15 protein-coding genes are annotated in these 16,801 nt (G+C 49.2%); 10 read left to right on the top strand and 5 right to left on the bottom strand.

Going from position 1 to position 16,801, the window contains the following annotated elements; genetic code table 11:
• The first annotated feature begins 68 nt into the window (after positions 1-68).
• From B5M13_RS33685 to B5M13_RS04785, 4 genes are all read left to right on the top strand, one after another.
• Positions 69-212: a hypothetical protein gene (locus tag B5M13_RS33685; RefSeq protein ID WP_170061086.1), complete on the top strand. Its 144-nt coding sequence runs from the start codon at positions 69-71 to the stop codon at positions 210-212.
• 512 nt (positions 213-724) lie between these two features.
• Positions 725-2,917: an alpha-galactosidase gene (locus tag B5M13_RS04795; protein ID WP_080054549.1), complete on the top strand. Its 2,193-nt coding sequence runs from the start codon at positions 725-727 to the stop codon at positions 2,915-2,917.
• A gap of 130 nt (positions 2,918-3,047) precedes the next feature.
• The gene (locus tag B5M13_RS04790; RefSeq protein WP_080054548.1) at positions 3,048-4,706 is read left to right on the top strand and encodes an FAD-binding dehydrogenase; all 1,659 of its coding nucleotides are present in this window, start codon (positions 3,048-3,050) and stop codon (positions 4,704-4,706) included.
• Positions 4,707-4,762: 56 nt separating this feature from the next.
• Positions 4,763-5,197: an SRPBCC domain-containing protein gene (locus B5M13_RS04785; protein ID WP_080054547.1), complete on the top strand. Its 435-nt coding sequence runs from the start codon at positions 4,763-4,765 to the stop codon at positions 5,195-5,197.
• Between the two features lie 10 nt (positions 5,198-5,207).
• Here B5M13_RS04785 and B5M13_RS04780 read toward each other — a convergent pair whose 3' ends face one another.
• A complete protein-coding gene (locus B5M13_RS04780) occupies positions 5,208-6,815 on the bottom strand; it encodes a T9SS type A sorting domain-containing protein (RefSeq protein ID WP_170061085.1) in 1,608 nt (535 codons plus the stop codon).
• Positions 6,816-7,127: 312 nt separating this feature from the next.
• On the opposite strand from B5M13_RS04780, the gene B5M13_RS04775 reads away from it, so the two are divergent.
• The 6 genes from B5M13_RS04775 (at position 7,128) to B5M13_RS04750 (ending at position 12,695) form a co-directional block, all read left to right on the top strand.
• Positions 7,128-8,600 carry an APC family permease gene (locus B5M13_RS04775; protein WP_080054545.1) on the top strand — a complete coding sequence of 491 codons (1,473 nt, stop codon included), beginning with the start codon at positions 7,128-7,130 and terminating at the stop codon, positions 8,598-8,600.
• Between the two features lie 206 nt (positions 8,601-8,806).
• A complete protein-coding gene (locus B5M13_RS04770) occupies positions 8,807-9,499 on the top strand; it encodes a hemerythrin domain-containing protein (RefSeq protein WP_080054544.1) in 693 nt (230 codons plus the stop codon).
• Between the two features lie 103 nt (positions 9,500-9,602).
• Entirely contained in the window at positions 9,603-10,229 is a 627-nt protein-coding gene (locus B5M13_RS04765; RefSeq protein ID WP_080054543.1) for a TMEM175 family protein, read from the top strand.
• 15 nt (positions 10,230-10,244) lie between these two features.
• The gene (locus B5M13_RS04760) at positions 10,245-11,618 is read left to right on the top strand and encodes a peptidoglycan DD-metalloendopeptidase family protein (RefSeq protein WP_080054542.1); all 1,374 of its coding nucleotides are present in this window, start codon (positions 10,245-10,247) and stop codon (positions 11,616-11,618) included.
• Positions 11,619-11,695: 77 nt separating this feature from the next.
• Positions 11,696-12,058: a hypothetical protein gene (locus B5M13_RS04755; protein WP_080054541.1), complete on the top strand. Its 363-nt coding sequence runs from the start codon at positions 11,696-11,698 to the stop codon at positions 12,056-12,058.
• Positions 12,059-12,161: 103 nt separating this feature from the next.
• Complete coding sequence (locus B5M13_RS04750) at positions 12,162-12,695, top strand: ferritin (protein ID WP_080054540.1); 534 nt, start codon at positions 12,162-12,164, stop codon at positions 12,693-12,695.
• A 48-nt stretch (positions 12,696-12,743) separates the two neighbouring features.
• On the opposite strand, the gene B5M13_RS04745 is transcribed toward B5M13_RS04750, so the two are convergent.
• From B5M13_RS04745 to atpA, 4 genes are all read right to left on the bottom strand, one after another.
• Positions 12,744-13,040, bottom strand: coding sequence for a hypothetical protein (locus B5M13_RS04745; protein ID WP_080054539.1), 297 nt, complete (start codon positions 13,038-13,040; stop codon positions 12,744-12,746).
• A 101-nt stretch (positions 13,041-13,141) separates the two neighbouring features.
• On the bottom strand, positions 13,142-13,711 hold the full coding sequence (locus B5M13_RS04740) for a DUF4136 domain-containing protein (protein WP_080054538.1): 570 nt from the start codon (positions 13,709-13,711) through the stop codon (positions 13,142-13,144).
• A 366-nt stretch (positions 13,712-14,077) separates the two neighbouring features.
• Positions 14,078-14,962, bottom strand: a complete 885-nt coding sequence (atpG, locus tag B5M13_RS04735) for an ATP synthase F1 subunit gamma (RefSeq protein ID WP_080054537.1) — start codon at positions 14,960-14,962, stop codon at positions 14,078-14,080.
• A gap of 192 nt (positions 14,963-15,154) precedes the next feature.
• Positions 15,155-16,729, bottom strand: coding sequence for a F0F1 ATP synthase subunit alpha (atpA, locus tag B5M13_RS04730; protein WP_080054536.1), 1,575 nt, complete (start codon positions 16,727-16,729; stop codon positions 15,155-15,157).
• Positions 16,730-16,801: the final 72 nt, after the last annotated feature.

The raw sequence follows: 16,801 nt of genomic DNA, 5'->3' as shown, positions 1-16,801 counted from the left end.
CAGGCCCAGCCGGAAGGTCTGGCTGGGCGAACCAACACGCTTACCAACAGTCCATTCATTTCATGCTCATGAAAACTCACCCCAAAAACAAGTCCGTTGTCTCTTCCAAAAAGACGTATGCATCTCCCAAACTAAAGGTATTGGGAAGTGTCCGAACGCTCACCCTTAAGTCAGGTTCCAACACCGATGGGTTTGGGGGCACATTTGTTTGACCACGATAAACTTACTTGTTGTATCTCATGCAACTTGTTCGTAAGGGCAGATTCTTGCAACCTGCCCCATGAGATTTCTTAAAACCGAACGGTTCGTCTGACTCGGTTTTGAGAATCGGCCCTCAACCTAACTGGGCCGCTTTACATTGACTAATTCGACCAGCTTCTTAGTTAACCTGGAACCCGTTTAAACTTTTTTGTCATGCTGAGGCACGAAGCATCTTCGATAGTTGGAGTTATAGCAGCTACCGAAGATGCTTCGTGCCTCAGCATGACAAAAACGCTCCTGTTTTGGCTGAGCAGGAACCCGTTTACATAGCCTCCAGGTTACGAATGATAACCGTAGCTTTTTTGTCATCTCTTCTGCGTCGGGATGACAAAAAAGCTACTGGAACAAAAATTCAAATAGGCTCTACCCTACGTCTATCTACTAACTACACTCGCAAAACTAGCCGCATTGGATCGATTAGCGAGTGGTAAATGCCTATTTTGCAGTCTGAATTTTTTCTACTATGAAATTGGCTTATTTCCTCTTACCCTTCCTTCTGTTGGTGGTACTGTCGGTACAGGCGGCACCGGGCGATACACACATCATTATCGAAACCAGCCAAACGGCGCTGGTAATCCGAATCGACAAAGAGCAGATTCCTACGCTGGTTCATCTGGGAGCCAAACTTCGCAATACAGCCGAATACGCAGCCATTCCAGCCAACGGTAAACGCGGAGACGATTATACTGGCATCTATAATTCGGTGTATACGCCCGCCGGAGGCCGCAACCTGCTGGAGCCAGCCATTCAGGTCACCCATGCCGATGGCAACCCCTCACTCGACCTCAAGTATGTCCGGCACGAAACCCAGTCTATGGCCGATGGGGTCGTACTTACCAAAGTCTATTTAAAAGACCCACAGTATCCGTTCGAGGTGACGCTGTATTATAAAGCGTATCAGAAAGAAGATGTGATTGAACAATGGTCATCTATCCGACATACCGAGAAAAAGTCGGTTGTGCTGCATAAGTACGCATCGGCTAACCTCTACATTCCGGCCCAAAACTATTACCTGACGCACTTTCACGGCGATTGGGCCAACGAAATGAACCCGTCGGAAGTACTACTGACCGAAGGCATTAAAGTACTGGATTCCAAGCTCGGCACACGGGCCGATCTGTTCCAGCCGCCTTCGTTTCTGGTGTCACTCAATCAACCTGCCGACGAAGATCAGGGCGAGGTCATTGCAGGAACCCTGGCCTGGTCGGGCAATTATCAGTTGGCGTTTGAAGTCGATCCGCTACACAATCTGCGGGTTATACCTGGTATTAATCCGTATGCATCGGCTTACAACTTAGCGCCGGGCGTTGAGTTTACCACCCCGGCTTTTCTGTTCACCTATTCCCAGCAGGGAAAGGGCGGTGCCAGTCGCCATTTGCACCGCTGGGCCCGAAAGCACCGCATTCCACAAGGCGAAGGCAACCGACTGACTCTGCTGAACAACTGGGAAGCTACCTACTTCGATTTCAACGAAGAAAAACTGAGTGCGCTATTCAAAGATGGTAAAAAACTGGGCGTCGATCTGTTTTTGCTCGACGATGGCTGGTTTGGCAACAAATACCCCCGCAACGATGACCATGCGGCCCTGGGCGACTGGCAGGAAAATGTCAAAAAATTACCGCATGGCTTGGGTTATCTGGTAAAAGAAGCCGAAAATGCGGGGATCAAATTCGGTATCTGGCTGGAGCCGGAAATGGTCAGTCCGAAGAGCGAACTCTACGAAAAGCACCCCGACTGGGTGCTTAAACTGCCTAATCGGTCGGAGTATTATTTCCGTAATCAGTTGGTGCTCGACCTATCGAATCCGAAAGTACAAGACTTCGTGTTCAATCTGGTGAATGACTTACTTACCAAAAACCCAACGCTGGGTTTTATCAAATGGGACTGTAACGCGGTCATTTACAATGCCTATTCGGCTACCAATTTGAATCAGTCGAACCTCTACGTCGATTACGTACTGGGCCTATACAAAGTGCTGGACCGACTCCGGGCCAAGTACCCTACACTGCCCATGATGCTTTGCTCTGGTGGCGGTGGCCGAGTCGATTATGGGGCACTGAAGTACTTTACCGAATACTGGCCCAGCGACAATACCGATGCATTGGAACGGATTTTCATTCAGTGGAATTACTCGTATTTCTTCCCTTCCATTGCCAGTTGCAACCATGTAACCGACTGGGGAAAACAGCCGATCAAATTCCGAACCGACGTAGCCATGATGGGCAAACTGGGCTACGACATTGTGGTGAGCAAACTGACCGACGACGAACTACAGTTCAGCCAGCAGGCGCTGAAAACTTACGAACGCATTAAAACCACCATCTGGCAGGGTGATCTGTTCCGGCTGGCGTCTCCCTATACAAGCGATGTTGCGTCCAGCCTTTATGTTAATGAGCAGCAGGACCGTGCGGTCTGGTTCACCTACCTGGTCAAAAATCGCTATAAAGCGGGTAGTCAGGCCCCTATTAAACTGAAAGGCTTGCGCCCCGATAAGCTGTATAAAATTCAGGAACTCAATGTCTATCCGGGCACGCGCTCTGCTATCAATACAGCCAGTCCCTCCTACTCAGGCAATTACCTGATGACCATCGGCTTCAACCCGCAGGTAGATACCCGTCGAACCAGTGTGGTGCTGGAACTGACCGAAGCAAACTAGTAGGCTGGCTATGGATCAGGCTTTCGTAGTTGCAATAGAATACAGATGATTATGATTTACATAGGTCTTAACTAATCTTATAAATCATAACCATCTGCGTTCTATTCTCTATAAAAGCGTAACATATACTATGCAAACAGACGCAGATGTCATTGTTGTCGGCGCTGGTCTGGCAGGCCTGGTAGCTGCCGCTGAACTGGCCGATGCCGGGAAGCGCGTTATCCTGGTCGATCAGGAGCCGGAGCAAAGCATGGGCGGGCAGGCATTCTGGTCGTTTGGCGGCCTGTTTCTGGTCGATTCGCCCGAACAGCGACGCCTGAAGATTCGGGATTCGTACGAGCTGGCCCTCACGGACTGGATGGGCACAGCCGCCTTCGACCGCCCGGAAGATCACTGGCCGCGAAAATGGGCCGAAGCCTACGTAGCGTTTGCGGCTGGCGAAAAGCGTTCCTGGCTACACCAGCAGGGTATCCGTTTCTTTCCGATTGTGGGTTGGGCCGAACGGGGTGGATACGGCGCTATCGGGCATGGCAATTCAGTACCCCGTTTCCACGTCACCTGGGGTACGGGCCCCGGCGTTTTGGCTCCCTTCGAGCAGCGAGTTAGAGAAGCCGTTAAACGCGGGGTGATTACGCTGAAGTTTCGTCATCGAGTCAATGAACTACTCATAACAAACGGAGCGGTGGATGGTGTTCAGGGCGAAATTCTGGAGCCCAGCACCGTGAAGCGGGGTGAAAAAAGCTCCCGCGTTCCTATCGGAGACTTTACGTTTCGCGCCCAAGCTGTTATTGTTACGTCAGGAGGTATTGGTGCCAATCACGAACTAGTCCGGCAAAACTGGCCTAAACGTCTGGGTGAGCCACCCAACCATATGCTATCGGGCGTACCCGATCATGTAGACGGGCGTATGCTGGCTATTTCGGAAGCCGCCGGCGCCAATCTCATCAACCGCGACCGGATGTGGCATTATACCGAAGGCGTTCAGAATTGGGCACCCATCTGGAGCCAGCACGGCATTCGGATTTTGCCCGGCCCATCGTCGTTATGGTTCGATGCCCTGGGTAATCGATTACCCGTACCACTCTTTCCGGGCTTCGATACGTTGGGAACCCTCAGCTACATCCAGCAAACGGGCTACGACTACACCTGGTTTATCCTGAATCAGGCCATTATTCGGAAGGAATTTGCCTTGTCGGGATCGGAACAGAACCCGGACTTGACGGGTAAAAGCTGGCGACAGGTGTTGGGCCGGGCAGTAGGCAAAAGCGCACCGGCCCCTGTCGAAGCCTTCAAACAAAACGGAGCTGATTTTATCGTTAAGGATAAGCTGACCAGTTTGGTTGATGCCATGAACAAGCTGACGGGCGAACCGCTGCTCAACCTGGTCACTATTGAACGCGAAATCGCAGCGCGTGACCGACAGTTGCTTAACTCATTCAACAAAGATGCCCAGATCACGGCCATTCGGGGTGCCCGTCACTATTTGGGGGATCGGCTGATCCGAACAGCAAAACCGCACCCTATTCTTGATCCATCGGCCGGGCCGTTGATCGCCGTCCGGCTCCACATTCTTACCCGCAAAACACTGGGTGGGTTGCAAACAGACCTCTCAAGTCGGGTGTTGGGAATCAATGGGGAGCCTGTTCCGGGGCTATATGCTGCGGGCGAAGTGGCTGGCTTTGGTGGGGGTGGTATGCATGGGTATCGGGCGCTGGAAGGTACGTTTCTGGGCGGCTGTCTGTTTTCAGGACGCACCGCCGGCCGGGCAGCGGCCCAGGCTATTCAGTGAGCAAACATTTTCGGGCGTATTGGTCTTATACTAGACTACCAATTGCTCAATGCGCCATGAAAAACTTTGTTGTCCGAAAAAAGATCAGCCTGAAAGCCACTCCCGAACAGGTTTGGAACGCGCTGACCAATCCCGAGAAAACGAAAAAATACTTCTTCAACTGCGAAGTATTTTCAGACTGGGAGGTAGGCAGTACCATCCTGTTTACCGGCCGTATGTTTCTCATCCGAAAAATTGAGCTGAAGGGCCAAATCCTGAAATTTGAACCCAATAAGCTCCTCAAATACACGCTGATGAACGACGGGGCGGATGAAGAATCAGGCAATTTTTCGACCGTGACCGATGAACTGACCTATAAAGACGGCAAAACCATCCTTTCCATTACCGACGATGTAGGCCCAGCTAAAGGAGCCGAAGAACGCTACGAACGTTCGCTGAAAGGCTGGGATAGTATCCTGAAGGGATTAAAGAAAGTGGTGGAAGCACCTTGATGCTTAGAAACTACAATTTCATAATGCGCCGGGCCGTTTTCCGGTTGCCAATGTTGATTAGCAATAAATAGCTGCCAGTCGGATAGTCGGTCATGGGGAGTACGGCCATCTCCTGCTGCGTTTCTTTTCTATAAAGGCATTGACCCGCCAGATCGACTAGCTCCAGACGAGCGGCTTGCTGACTGGTCAGTCCCCGAATACGAATTGTTAATGATGAAACGGTTGGATTCGGGAACACCTCAACGATCTCGGCCAAGGTAGCATCTTCTATACCCAAAAGTGGGTTAATCAGGACAGAAACCGGAACCCGTTCGCTCTCGCAGGAACCGATTTTCTGAGCCACATAGTACGTAGCCGGACCAACTTGGTTAGTCAAGGGTTTCGGTGCTACACTTGTTCCTACTCCACCCGTCGCATCAGTACCGTACCATACTAAGGACGCCGTACTATCGGTCGTTGTGGCACTTAGCGGCATCGCTACCTGACCCTGATAATAACTCACTACCGTGGTAGCAATAATTGGTTTTGTGGGAGTAGGATTAACGGTTACTTTTACATGCGTATAGGTTAGCAAATTATCATTCGCGCAGCCTTTGGTGTAATCAATCGGATACAGGTTCATAGTATACACACTATATCCTGGCCGACTGGTATCCGGTATAGGGGGAATAAATGTGGCAGTAGGTATAGGCTGATAGGTTGGGTCGCCCAACCAGTAACGAACCTGATAGTTTTCGGGGGGCGGTCTGTGACCGTTAACATTCAAGGGATAAGCCTGATCTCCCTGACAATAAGCTATCTGACCATACTGGCCGTAACTCATGTATGGCATTGGGTTGATCACTCCAGGCCCACCGCCAGCTTTCCAAATAATGCGAAGTTTACTGGGTGCCAGTTCACTCTCACAGCCATCTATGAGTTGAGATATATAATACGTTCTTTCGCTAACGGGGTACACATAAGTGGTTGAAGTTGCTCCTGTCTTGGTAAGTTGAAAGTAACCATGCTGCTTGTCACGAACATACTCGCCCGTAGGTAGCTGGGTCTGATAGGGAAATTCTGCATACTCCTGATAATCGTCTCGTTGCTTCGTATAATACAACCGGGGGGTAGCACCGGGTACTAGTCTGAAAGATAAGTCTGAATACAGCCCAGCCATGGATGATTGATTGGTTGACATACAATCCACAGTTAGCGAGTCGACAAGTGGTAGTGGAGGCCTAGATTCGACGCCTTTCAAGAACAGTTTATTCTGACTAGGCGAACCAATTACATCAGGATTAGTGGCTTTTATCCGAATGGAGTAAGCTGTATTAGCAGACAAATCGGCTGGAATGGTAATATTGATTGCCCGATCATAGGTTCCCTGGTAACCATACTGTATCCCGACACTAACATCTTTATACTCGCCCCCATCCGACATTTGTATCGTAAAAACAGTATTAGAAGTATAGCTGCCTGTGATGCTGAATGGAATGGTTAGTATAGAGCCAGGGCAAGTGGATGTTACGCTAAGCGGCTTAGTGGCTAATTGTAGGGTCTGTGCATACACACCTACACCTACTCGAAAGGTCAGGATGAGCCCTGCCCAGATGGACCAAAGTATACGATAATTCATAGTTGGATGGGTTAGCCAATGCATGACGAATATAGTCATACACCTAAGAACCAAAAACATCCGTTAGGGTTTAAGTTACCCGTCAGCCAATTGAAAAAACCGTTTTTAACGATCCCTTATCTCTCTGGCAGTTATGTTGAAAACCATAAGGAGTGAGTTACAGGTTAGCCAAAATGACCAAATAAAATAGCTCTACCATGCCATCGGCCTTTATTTGTCTTTGGGTAACTCAGCCGTCAGCCATAGAATTTAGGGGTACCTGTTTGCTTTTCTGACGAATTGAGCGGTTCTTGTATCTATATCTTCTTCTTCATGGCAGAAAACGTCTCTAATTCCGTTTCGTCGGTCGAAACCAACGCCGAACCCACCGAATTTAACCGCTCACTGAGTCTGCTCGACTCTACGCTTATTGTATCCGGCTCCATGATTGGCTCCGGCGTTTTTATTGTATCGGCCGATATGGCCCGCAACCTGGGGTCGTCGGGCTGGTTGCTTATGTTATGGGTGCTTACCGGCGTCTTGACGGTAGCCGCTGCACTAAGTTATGGTGAGCTGGCGGGCATGATGCCCAAGGCGGGTGGACAATATATCTATATTCAACGCGCTTTCGGCCCCTTGACGGGCTTCGTCTATGGCTGGACGGTATTCATGGTTATCCAGACCGGAACCATTGCGGCTGTAGCCGTGGCTTTCACCAAGTATACCGCTGTCTTTATTCCGGCTTTAGGGCCAGATAATGTGCTGCTGGCACTAGGCCCCATAAAAGTGACGCTCGGATCATTGTTTGCCATATCGAGCCTGGTATTTCTTACCTGGTTAAATAGCCGGGGGGTGCAAAGTGGGAAATTCATCCAGAACGTGTTCACTTCTGCTAAACTGATTGCTCTGCTGGGTTTGATCGTGATTGGTATTACCATCGGATTAAGCAGCGGTTTACTATCAACCAACCTGACCAATGCCTGGGAAGCCAGTACGACATCAGCTACCGGCGACGTAATTCCACTGGCGGGTATGGCGCTGATTCTGGCTTTTGGTACGTCGATGATTGGATCGCTATTTTCGGCTGATGCCTGGAACAACGTGACGTTCATTGCTGGAGAAATCAAGAATCCGCGCCGGAATATTCCGTTAGCCCTGTTTTTTGGCACGCTGATCGTAACAACGATTTATTTTCTGGCGAATGTATCGTACCTCTCCCTCCTTCCCCTGAAAGGATCGCCCAACGGCACCGACATCATCAGCCGGGGTATTCAGTTTGCCGTTGCCGACCGCGTGGCCACAGCCGCTGTTGAAACCATTTTCGGTAACGTAGCGGTCGCTATTATGGCTGTGCTGATTATGATTTCGACCTTCGGCTGTAACAACGGGTTGATTCTGGCGGGAGCACGACTCTACTACGCAATGGCAAAAGATGGGCTGTTTCTGAAACAGGCATCGCACCTCAACCAGCATGCTGTGCCAGGCCGGGCACTTTGGGTTCAGTGCATCTGGGCATCCGTTCTCTGCCTATCTGGCAAATACGGCGACCTGCTGGACTACTGTACTTTTGCTTCGCTGGTGTTTTATATGGTAACCATTGCTGGTCTTTTCCGGCTTCGTCGCACCGAACCGAATACCGAGCGACCATACCGGGCGTTTGGCTATCCGATTGTTCCAGCTCTGTACATCGTTGCGGCACTGGCCATTTGTATCATTCTGCTATATACCAAAACATTCAACACCGGTATGGGGCTCCTGATTGCCGGATTGGGTGTACCCGTTTATTTATTGACAAAACGGAAATAATCCGATAATCGAACACGGATTGGTATGATGATTATGATTTACACAGATCATAATCATCATACCAATCCGTGTTCGATTATCTGGCAACTTTACACTTCACCCGGCCCTTTCTTCGATTCACCCACCTTCTTTCACAACTGGTAGGTATTTTACTGGTTAAGGTGTTTCAGCATAGCTAGTTTTGTCGTGTTAACCAACAACTACTTATGAACACCTTAGAACGTCCCGACACCTTCCGCAAAGTGCATAAAGCCCTGCGTAAAACGCTGTTCGATACTACCTATTTAGCAGGTCGCACCGATTTTACGATCGACCATGAGCTGGAAGCCCTAAAAGCCCAGGTTAACGAGCTGGTTCACTTCCTGCATATGCATGCACACAAAGAAGAAGCGTATAGCCTACCCCTTATCGAAGCCAAATGTCCCGGTGCATCGGCTCATGACCAGGCCGAACATGAAAAAATCGATCAGCTCATTGCCGATCTTGAGCATCGGTTGGCAACCACCCAGGCCAGCCCTTTATCCGTCCGGCCTGGTCTGGGCTATGATTTTTATCTGGCACTTAATCGGTTTGTATCGGTCTACCTGATGCATATGGACGAAGAAGAAACCGACACTACCGCGCAAACCTACGCCCTCTGTACAGACGAAGAGATTCAGAGTGTTACGCGGGAAATTATTGCTAGTATGTCGCCAGCCGATGCTGGTTTATCGTATCGGTATATGATTCCAGCCCTGCACTCCGGCGAACGAACAGCTTTCTTCAAAGAAGTACAGGCAACTGCTCCGCCTTTTGTTCTGCAAAACCTTCTAAGCGTAGCCAGCACAACACTATCTGACAGTGAGTTCCAACAGTTAGAAACCGCTGTAGTAAGGCGGGTGGAAACCCGCAATTTTTAGGCATATAACGCGGGTAGGAACCCGCGTTACTTTAAGTGCAGTTCATTTCATAACTTATTGGCTTATTCAACCGTTTGTCTGTCAATGAATGACATAACGGCAAATGGCAGATTTCCAGGAAAACGAAACCCTACGCATGGAAACCTTCAGCGATGGGGTTTTCGCCATTGACATTACCCTGCTTACGTTTCAGTTAAAAACGCCCAGTCTGCGGGCTACAACCTCCAGCCAGTCGCTGGCCTTAGCGCTGTTTCATCAATGGCCAAATTACATCGCCTATTTTGTCAGCTTCACAACCATCTTTATCATCTGGCTCAATCATCATCGGATGTACAATGTCATCCAGCGTAGCGATGTCCGGTTTATGTTTTACAACGGCCTTCTGCTACTACTAGTCAGTATTATTCCGTTTACGACCTCGCTACTGGCCGATTATATCAACACTCCGGCTCATTCTCTTTCGTCGGCGCTGTATATGTTCCTTTTCTCCGGGATTTCCTGGGTCTTATTTGTGATGTGGACCTATGCTACCGACAACTATCGACTCATTAAACACCCTGTTGGCGACGTACGTATACACACCATTCGGGCCAGCCATCTGATTAGTGCCATTACGTATGCATTTGCCGCTGTTGTATCCTTTTTACTACCATTCCTTAGTATTCTGGTTGGTTTGGGAATGGTTGTCTATTTATCACAATTGAAATATCACCGCAACAAAGTCGTTTAATACTATAGTACAACTATGGTAATTAAGTATTATTCTCACCTTCTTTTGGCAGGACTTATCGCTGGCTGGCTTAGTGCCTGCACAGGTATTGGACCGGCCACCAATTTGTTTCGTTCCACGTCGCCCCACGATCAATACGGCCAATCGCTTAAGGAAGCAAAGCTGGATCAGACCGCCCTGGGTACCGATTGGCTGGCGGCTGCCGACCGAGCTCTCCACGACTCGCTGAAAATCACGGTTCCATACCGGGAAAGTGGTTATTTTTCGGCCAACAAAGCATTTGCTGTAGGCTATCGGCTGGATGGACAACGGGGAGATCGGTTCCTGATTCGGGTAGAAACACAGGGGCAAAAAACCACGCAGATTTTTATCGATGTATTTTCGCTTGACGATCGAAACCGGATGTCTTTAACGGCAGCATCGAAAGCCGATACGAATGTGCTGACCTGGGAGCCTCGAAAAAATCAGCCGTATCTGATCCGTATTCAGCCAGAACTACTCCGAAGCGCCAGCTACACCATTTCAATTACACGTGAACCTGCTTTGGCTTTTCCCGTCAAAGGGCGCGATAGTCGTCAAATTAGCAGCTATTTTGGCGCAGCCCGCGATGGAGGTCGCCGTCGGCACGAGGGTATTGATATTTTTGCTCCCAAAGGAACGCCCGCACTCGCTTCGGCCAATGGAGTTGTTACAGGCGTTGGCACTAACTCGCTGGGTGGCAACGTTGCCTTCCTGACGGATAACGAACGAGAAATCCGGCTTTATTACGCTCATCTGGACAGTTGGCATGTCAATAATGGGCAACGCGTTTCGGTAGGCGATACGATTGGCTTCGTGGGTAATACCGGCAATGCCCGTACAACTGGCCCTCATCTGCATTTTGGCATTTATGGCTTGACAGATGGAGCTACTGACCCGCTCCCTTTCGTTCGACTTGGGCGCGGCCCGGCCAAACAGATGCCCCTGTCTACTGCCCGTTTAGGTGATTCGATACGTGTGTCGGCCGCAAAATCGCTGGTTCGCCTGTCACCTGGCAGTGAGTCGCCTATCGTGCGTGAGTTGCCTAAATTATCAGCTTTGACCATTCTCGGCGGAACGGAAACCTGGTTACGAATCGAAACCCCGGATGGCCTGACAGGCTATGTTCTCAATAGTACTACAGAAACGCCTAAACAGCCCATTCGGCGTTTAACGTTATCGACACCGGGTACGCTTCGGGATGCTGCTGACCAACAGGCGGGGATTATCACTACATTACCTATAGGCTCTACCGTCGATGTGCTAGCCCGAACCGATGTCTTCCAACTTGTCCGAAGTTCTACTGGAAAAACAGGCTGGTTACCAGTGACAGCCAGCTCGGCCCAATCAATCAATTCGACCGCTCGTTAACTGCCTTATAAAATACTGTTTAGAAACTATCTAAATTAATAGTTTTGGCTTATCTTTGTGCGTTCATTTGCGTACCCATGACCAGTAACGTACCGACAACCTATCAGGAAGTCTTCCGAACCGACAAAGGTGTTGTTTATCAATGTGATGCGAGCTATCGCCTGATTCTGGAATTCTGGAATACCCGCACGCAGTTTTCAGCCCGCGACTTTGCCCAGTTTCGTCGTATGGTCGAAACTGTCGACATTCGGCAGATGGCGCTTAGTACAGCCGCATCCGATGACGTTGAAATCCTGACACTTCCCCGTTCAGAGCGTTGTTATGTGCTTACCCTATGCGAGATTGTTCATCTGCGTGAGTTGCTCAACGGTGCCAAACTTATGCTGGACCTGAACTCCATGCTACGCGAATGTGGCTGTACCCTACCCCAGCCAGCATAAATAGATTCCGTCTAAATTTCTTGATAGTCAGCCGGCTTTATAACATGAGCCGGTTTTTTTTGTTCTTTTGGGAAAAGATCTCACCGGCAACAGCCATTTAACTATGAAAGACTTAGCAAGACTTCGCACCGCAATCAAAGAGAGTGTTGAGCTGGCGCTGAACCAGCAAATACAGATGGAAATGATATCCTCGTCAAAATACCTGGCGATGGCGGGCTGGTGCGACCGTAACGGACTTGACCACTGTGCAGGGTTCTTTTATAAGCAGTCGAATGAGGAGCGCCACCATGCAATGAAACTTTTCCACTATCTCTGCGACCAGGGTGCTACAGCTTATTCGCCCGAAGTTCCAGCAGTTGCACAGGAATTCGACTCACTAAAATCTTTATTTGAAGGGGCTTTGGAACAGGAAGTTTCGGTAACAGACTCGATCAACCGCATTATCGGTATCTGCCGTCGCGAAAGCGACTATGCAACCGAAGAGCTGCTGAAGTGGTATGTAAAAGAGCAAATGGAAGAAGAGTACATTGCCCGTCGCTGCCTCGAACTGATCGACCAGATCCCATCCGACCAGATTTATTATCTCGATAAAAAACTCGCCAGCGTTACCTACGATGGCAACGTATTTGACGAATAACCAACCTATGAGAACGTAGAAAGGCATCTGTCATGGATGCCTTTTTTATTACCAGTTGAGTGGCGGAGATTGAGAAACGGCCTTCGTTGGTGTATCGACGGGTACCGTATTCCAGGACGTATCGATAGGTGCCATTGCTTTAGTTGTATCACAATCCTGTAACCGCTCCTGCAATTCGTTGATTTTACTCTCCTGCTGGGTCAGATTTCTCTGAAGATCAATTGTAGCGTCTTCCAGTCGTTGATGTCGGTTATAGGCCACACCAAGCAACGCCATAATGCCTAACAGCAGCACAATGACAACTGCCACGAGCGAATAAATAACTCCTCGGCTTACGGTGGACATAACCTGAAAACGAAAGGCGCAAAATAACAAAAAGCTATGGCCATAAAAAAACCTGTCCTTTGTAGAGGACAGGTTTTTATTATACTACTTTAAAACCTCACTTAACGAGCCGCGCCATAATCCTGGCCAGCACTTTCAGGGAAGTTTTTCATGATACTGGAAACCGTTTCACGGAAGGCCTGATCACGATCACGTTCTTTGTTACGGGTGTTGAGCTGCCCTGTTGCCCAACCTTGCCAGATGATGTCATTAGTACGAGCATCCAGTACGTTGATTACCACACGGTTCTCTTCGTATTGACGCGAATACACGTTATTGCCCATACCACCATACCACCACGAATAAGGCGAATACATGTTATTCGACTGGATTTGCTGACGATCTTTCGAATCCATAAAGAACCGGACAACCAGATCGGCTTCACCCTGTGTTACGGGTTTGTAGCCACGCGATTTCAGCGACTGGTCAAGCGCATCAGCAATCCGACGCTGGTTGAGGTTGCTACCCACAATGGGATCAGCATTCCGTTGGCGGTCAGCTTCGATCCGGTAGGTCGTAAACTGACGAACATTCACTTTAGGGTCGTAGTCGTATTTAACAGTAATAGCAGGAGCACAGGACGCCAGCGTACCGACGACGAACAGACTAGTTATTATGCCTTTGAGTTTCATGTATTTTGAGTCGTTAAATGGTCCTTAAACCGCTTAATTAACGTTAGGGAATTAGTCATTCGTATATGACAACTTAATAACAACAAAAGTGCTTCATGCGTTTCGATTCCGGGTTAAATATTTAGGCAGAAACAGATCGTTAAAAGACTGGTAATCAATGGACATACTTTATAATTAAGTATTTTTAACAAGGCTTTAACTTGACTTGACCAACGGGCGCGTTCTGGCTTGGCGAGCGCTTCTGCTTCCTTTTTCCATGACGCAATCTAGCCGTAAAGCGTTGCAATGAGTTAGTAAAAGTTACAAAAAAATAAAGCCACTTCTTGATAAAGGAGTGGCTTTATTTTTTTAACGGTAAGTCGATTATTAGCCGTTGGCAAGGGCTTCGGCACCTCCCACAATTTCAAGAATTTCGGTAGTAATTGCAGCCTGCCGAGTCCGGTTGTATACCAACCGAAGCTCTTTCAGCAGTTCGCCAGCATTCTCGGTTGCCTTATCCATAGCGGTCATCCGGGCACCATGCTCAGCCGCATTTGAATCCAGAACCGCTTTGTAGAGTTGAATCTTAATCGTTTTGGGGATCAGTTCCGTCACAATCTGCTCTTCCGAAGGCTCGAACAGGTAATTGATGGAATTGCTGCTCCCCGCAGTCGGCTCAGCCGCTACGATTGGCAGTATCTGTTCGGTCCGAATAATTTGTACCGCTGCATTACGGAACTCATTATAAACGACCTCTACCACATCGTAACGACCATTGGCAAAGCCTTCCATAGCCTCTTCGGCCGCAGCCCGAACCGTACCAAAATTGAGTGAATTAAACGTATCGATGTGGTTTGTATTCACTTTAAAGCCACGGCGCTGAAACGCTTCTGCACCTTTCTTACCAATGGCCATAATTTCTACATTACCCGAGCGGGCCTGTGTCGAATACTTTTCATCGATCAGTGTCAATGCTCCTTTTATCGCATTCGAGTTGAATGCCCCGGCCAATCCACGATCAGAGGTAATCACAATGATCAGGACCCGCCCAATAGTCCGTGTTTGCTTATATGGACTTTCCGAAGCCGTTTCCGCCCCTGCCGATACTGTTCCAAGCATCTGACTCAGTTTCTGGGCGTAGGGACGCAATTGCGTTATGTTATCCTGCGCCCGACGCAGTTTAGCTGCCGACACCATTTTCATGGCTTTGGTAATCTGCTGAGTCGAGTTGATCGAAGCAATCCGGGCGCGTACTTCTTTTAGTGAGGCCATTCCTTTAAGGAGTTAGTAGTTAGGAGCGAGGAGTAAGGAGTTGCCGACGCACATATAATATTCCCTAGTTTCGTTCCTAACTCCTTAAGCTATTAATAAAAAGGAGTTAATAGTGAGGAATCAGGAGCGAGGAGAAAACCGAACGCATCAGTATTCTCTCTCCTGACTCCTCGCTCCTAACTCCTTAGAAAATTAATAATTTGCTGATAGATCAGCGGCTACTTTCTTCAAGGTTGCTGTACCTTCGTCGGTCAGTTTACCGGCACGCAGCTCGTCCAGTACCTTCGGATACTGAGCGCTCAACACCATACCAAACTCACTTTCGAACGCTTTTACCTTGTTGACAGGAACTTTGTCTAGTAAGCCGTTAGTCGACGCATAGATGATGGCCACCTGCTGTTCAACCGGAACGGGCGAGTACTGCGCCTGTTTCAGCATTTCCTGATTCCGACGTCCCCGCTCAATGGTCAGTTTCGTCGACGCATCCAGGTCAGAACCGAACTTGGCAAACGCTTCCAGCTCGCGGAACTGAGCCTGATCGAGTTTCAGTGTACCTGCCACTTTCTTCATCGACTTGATCTGGGCGTTACCACCTACCCGCGATACCGAGATACCTACGTTGATGGCCGGACGGATACCCGAGTTAAACAGGTTCGACTCCAGGAAGATCTGACCGTCGGTGATCGAGATTACGTTGGTTGGAATATAAGCCGAAACGTCACCTGCCTGTGTTTCGATGATTGGCAACGCCGTCAGCGAACCACCCCCTTTCACCTTGTCTTTCAAAGATGGTGGCAGGTCGTTCATGTTTTTCGCGATGTCGTCGTTGGCGTTGATCTTGGCAGCCCGCTCCAGCAACCGGCTGTGCAGATAGAATACGTCACCCGGATACGCTTCGCGTCCTGGCGGACGACGCAGCAGCAGCGACACTTCGCGGTAAGCGACAGCCTGTTTCGAAAGGTCATCGTAAACAACCAGGGCCGGACGGCCCGTATCGCGGAAGAACTCCCCGATAGCAGCCCCCGTAAAGGGAGCAAAGAACTGCATCGGCGAAGGGTCCGAAGCGTTGGCCGCCACAATCACCGTGTAATCCATAGCCCCCGCTTTCCGCAGCGTAGCTTCTACCTGTTTTACGGTTGAGGCTTTCTGACCGCAGGCAACATAAATACAGTAAACGGGCTGGCCTTTGTCGTAAAATTCTTTCTGGTTGATGATGGTATCAATGGCCACAGCGGTTTTACCCGTCTGACGGTCACCGATAATCAATTCACGCTGACCACGACCGATGGGGATCATAGCATCGATAGCTTTGATACCCGTTTGAAGTGGCTCGTTTACCGGCTGACGGAAAATTACACCTGGTGCTTTGCGCTCCATCGGCATGGGAAACAACTCACCCTGAATAGGGCCCATACCATCAATCGGCAGACCAAGGGTATTGACAACGCGGCCAAGAATACCATCACCTACGTTTACATAAGCAATCTGATTGGTACGCTTAACGGTATCGCCTTCTTTGATTTCCGAATAATCGCCGAGCAATACAGCGCCAACGTTATCTTCTTCAAGGTTTAGAGCCATGGCCTGAAGCCCATTCTCGAACGACAGCAATTCACCGGCCTGCACCTTCGAGAGGCCGTAGATACGCGCTACGCCGTCGCCGATTTGCAGCACCGTACCGACTTCTTCGAGTTCAGCTTCAGATTGTGTTCCGGCCAGTTGACGGCGGAGGATCGCTGATATCTCGTCGGGTCTTACGGATTCCATATATGTGAGAGGGAAATTTAGTTTATTTTTTCGGCCGCAAAGGTACGATTAAAATTTAATAAAAATACGATG

It is taken from the genome of Spirosoma aerolatum (genome assembly GCF_002056795.1).
Lineage (GTDB): Bacteria > Bacteroidota > Bacteroidia > Cytophagales > Spirosomataceae > Spirosoma > Spirosoma aerolatum.
This window is presented reverse-complemented; position numbering and strand designations above follow the sequence as displayed.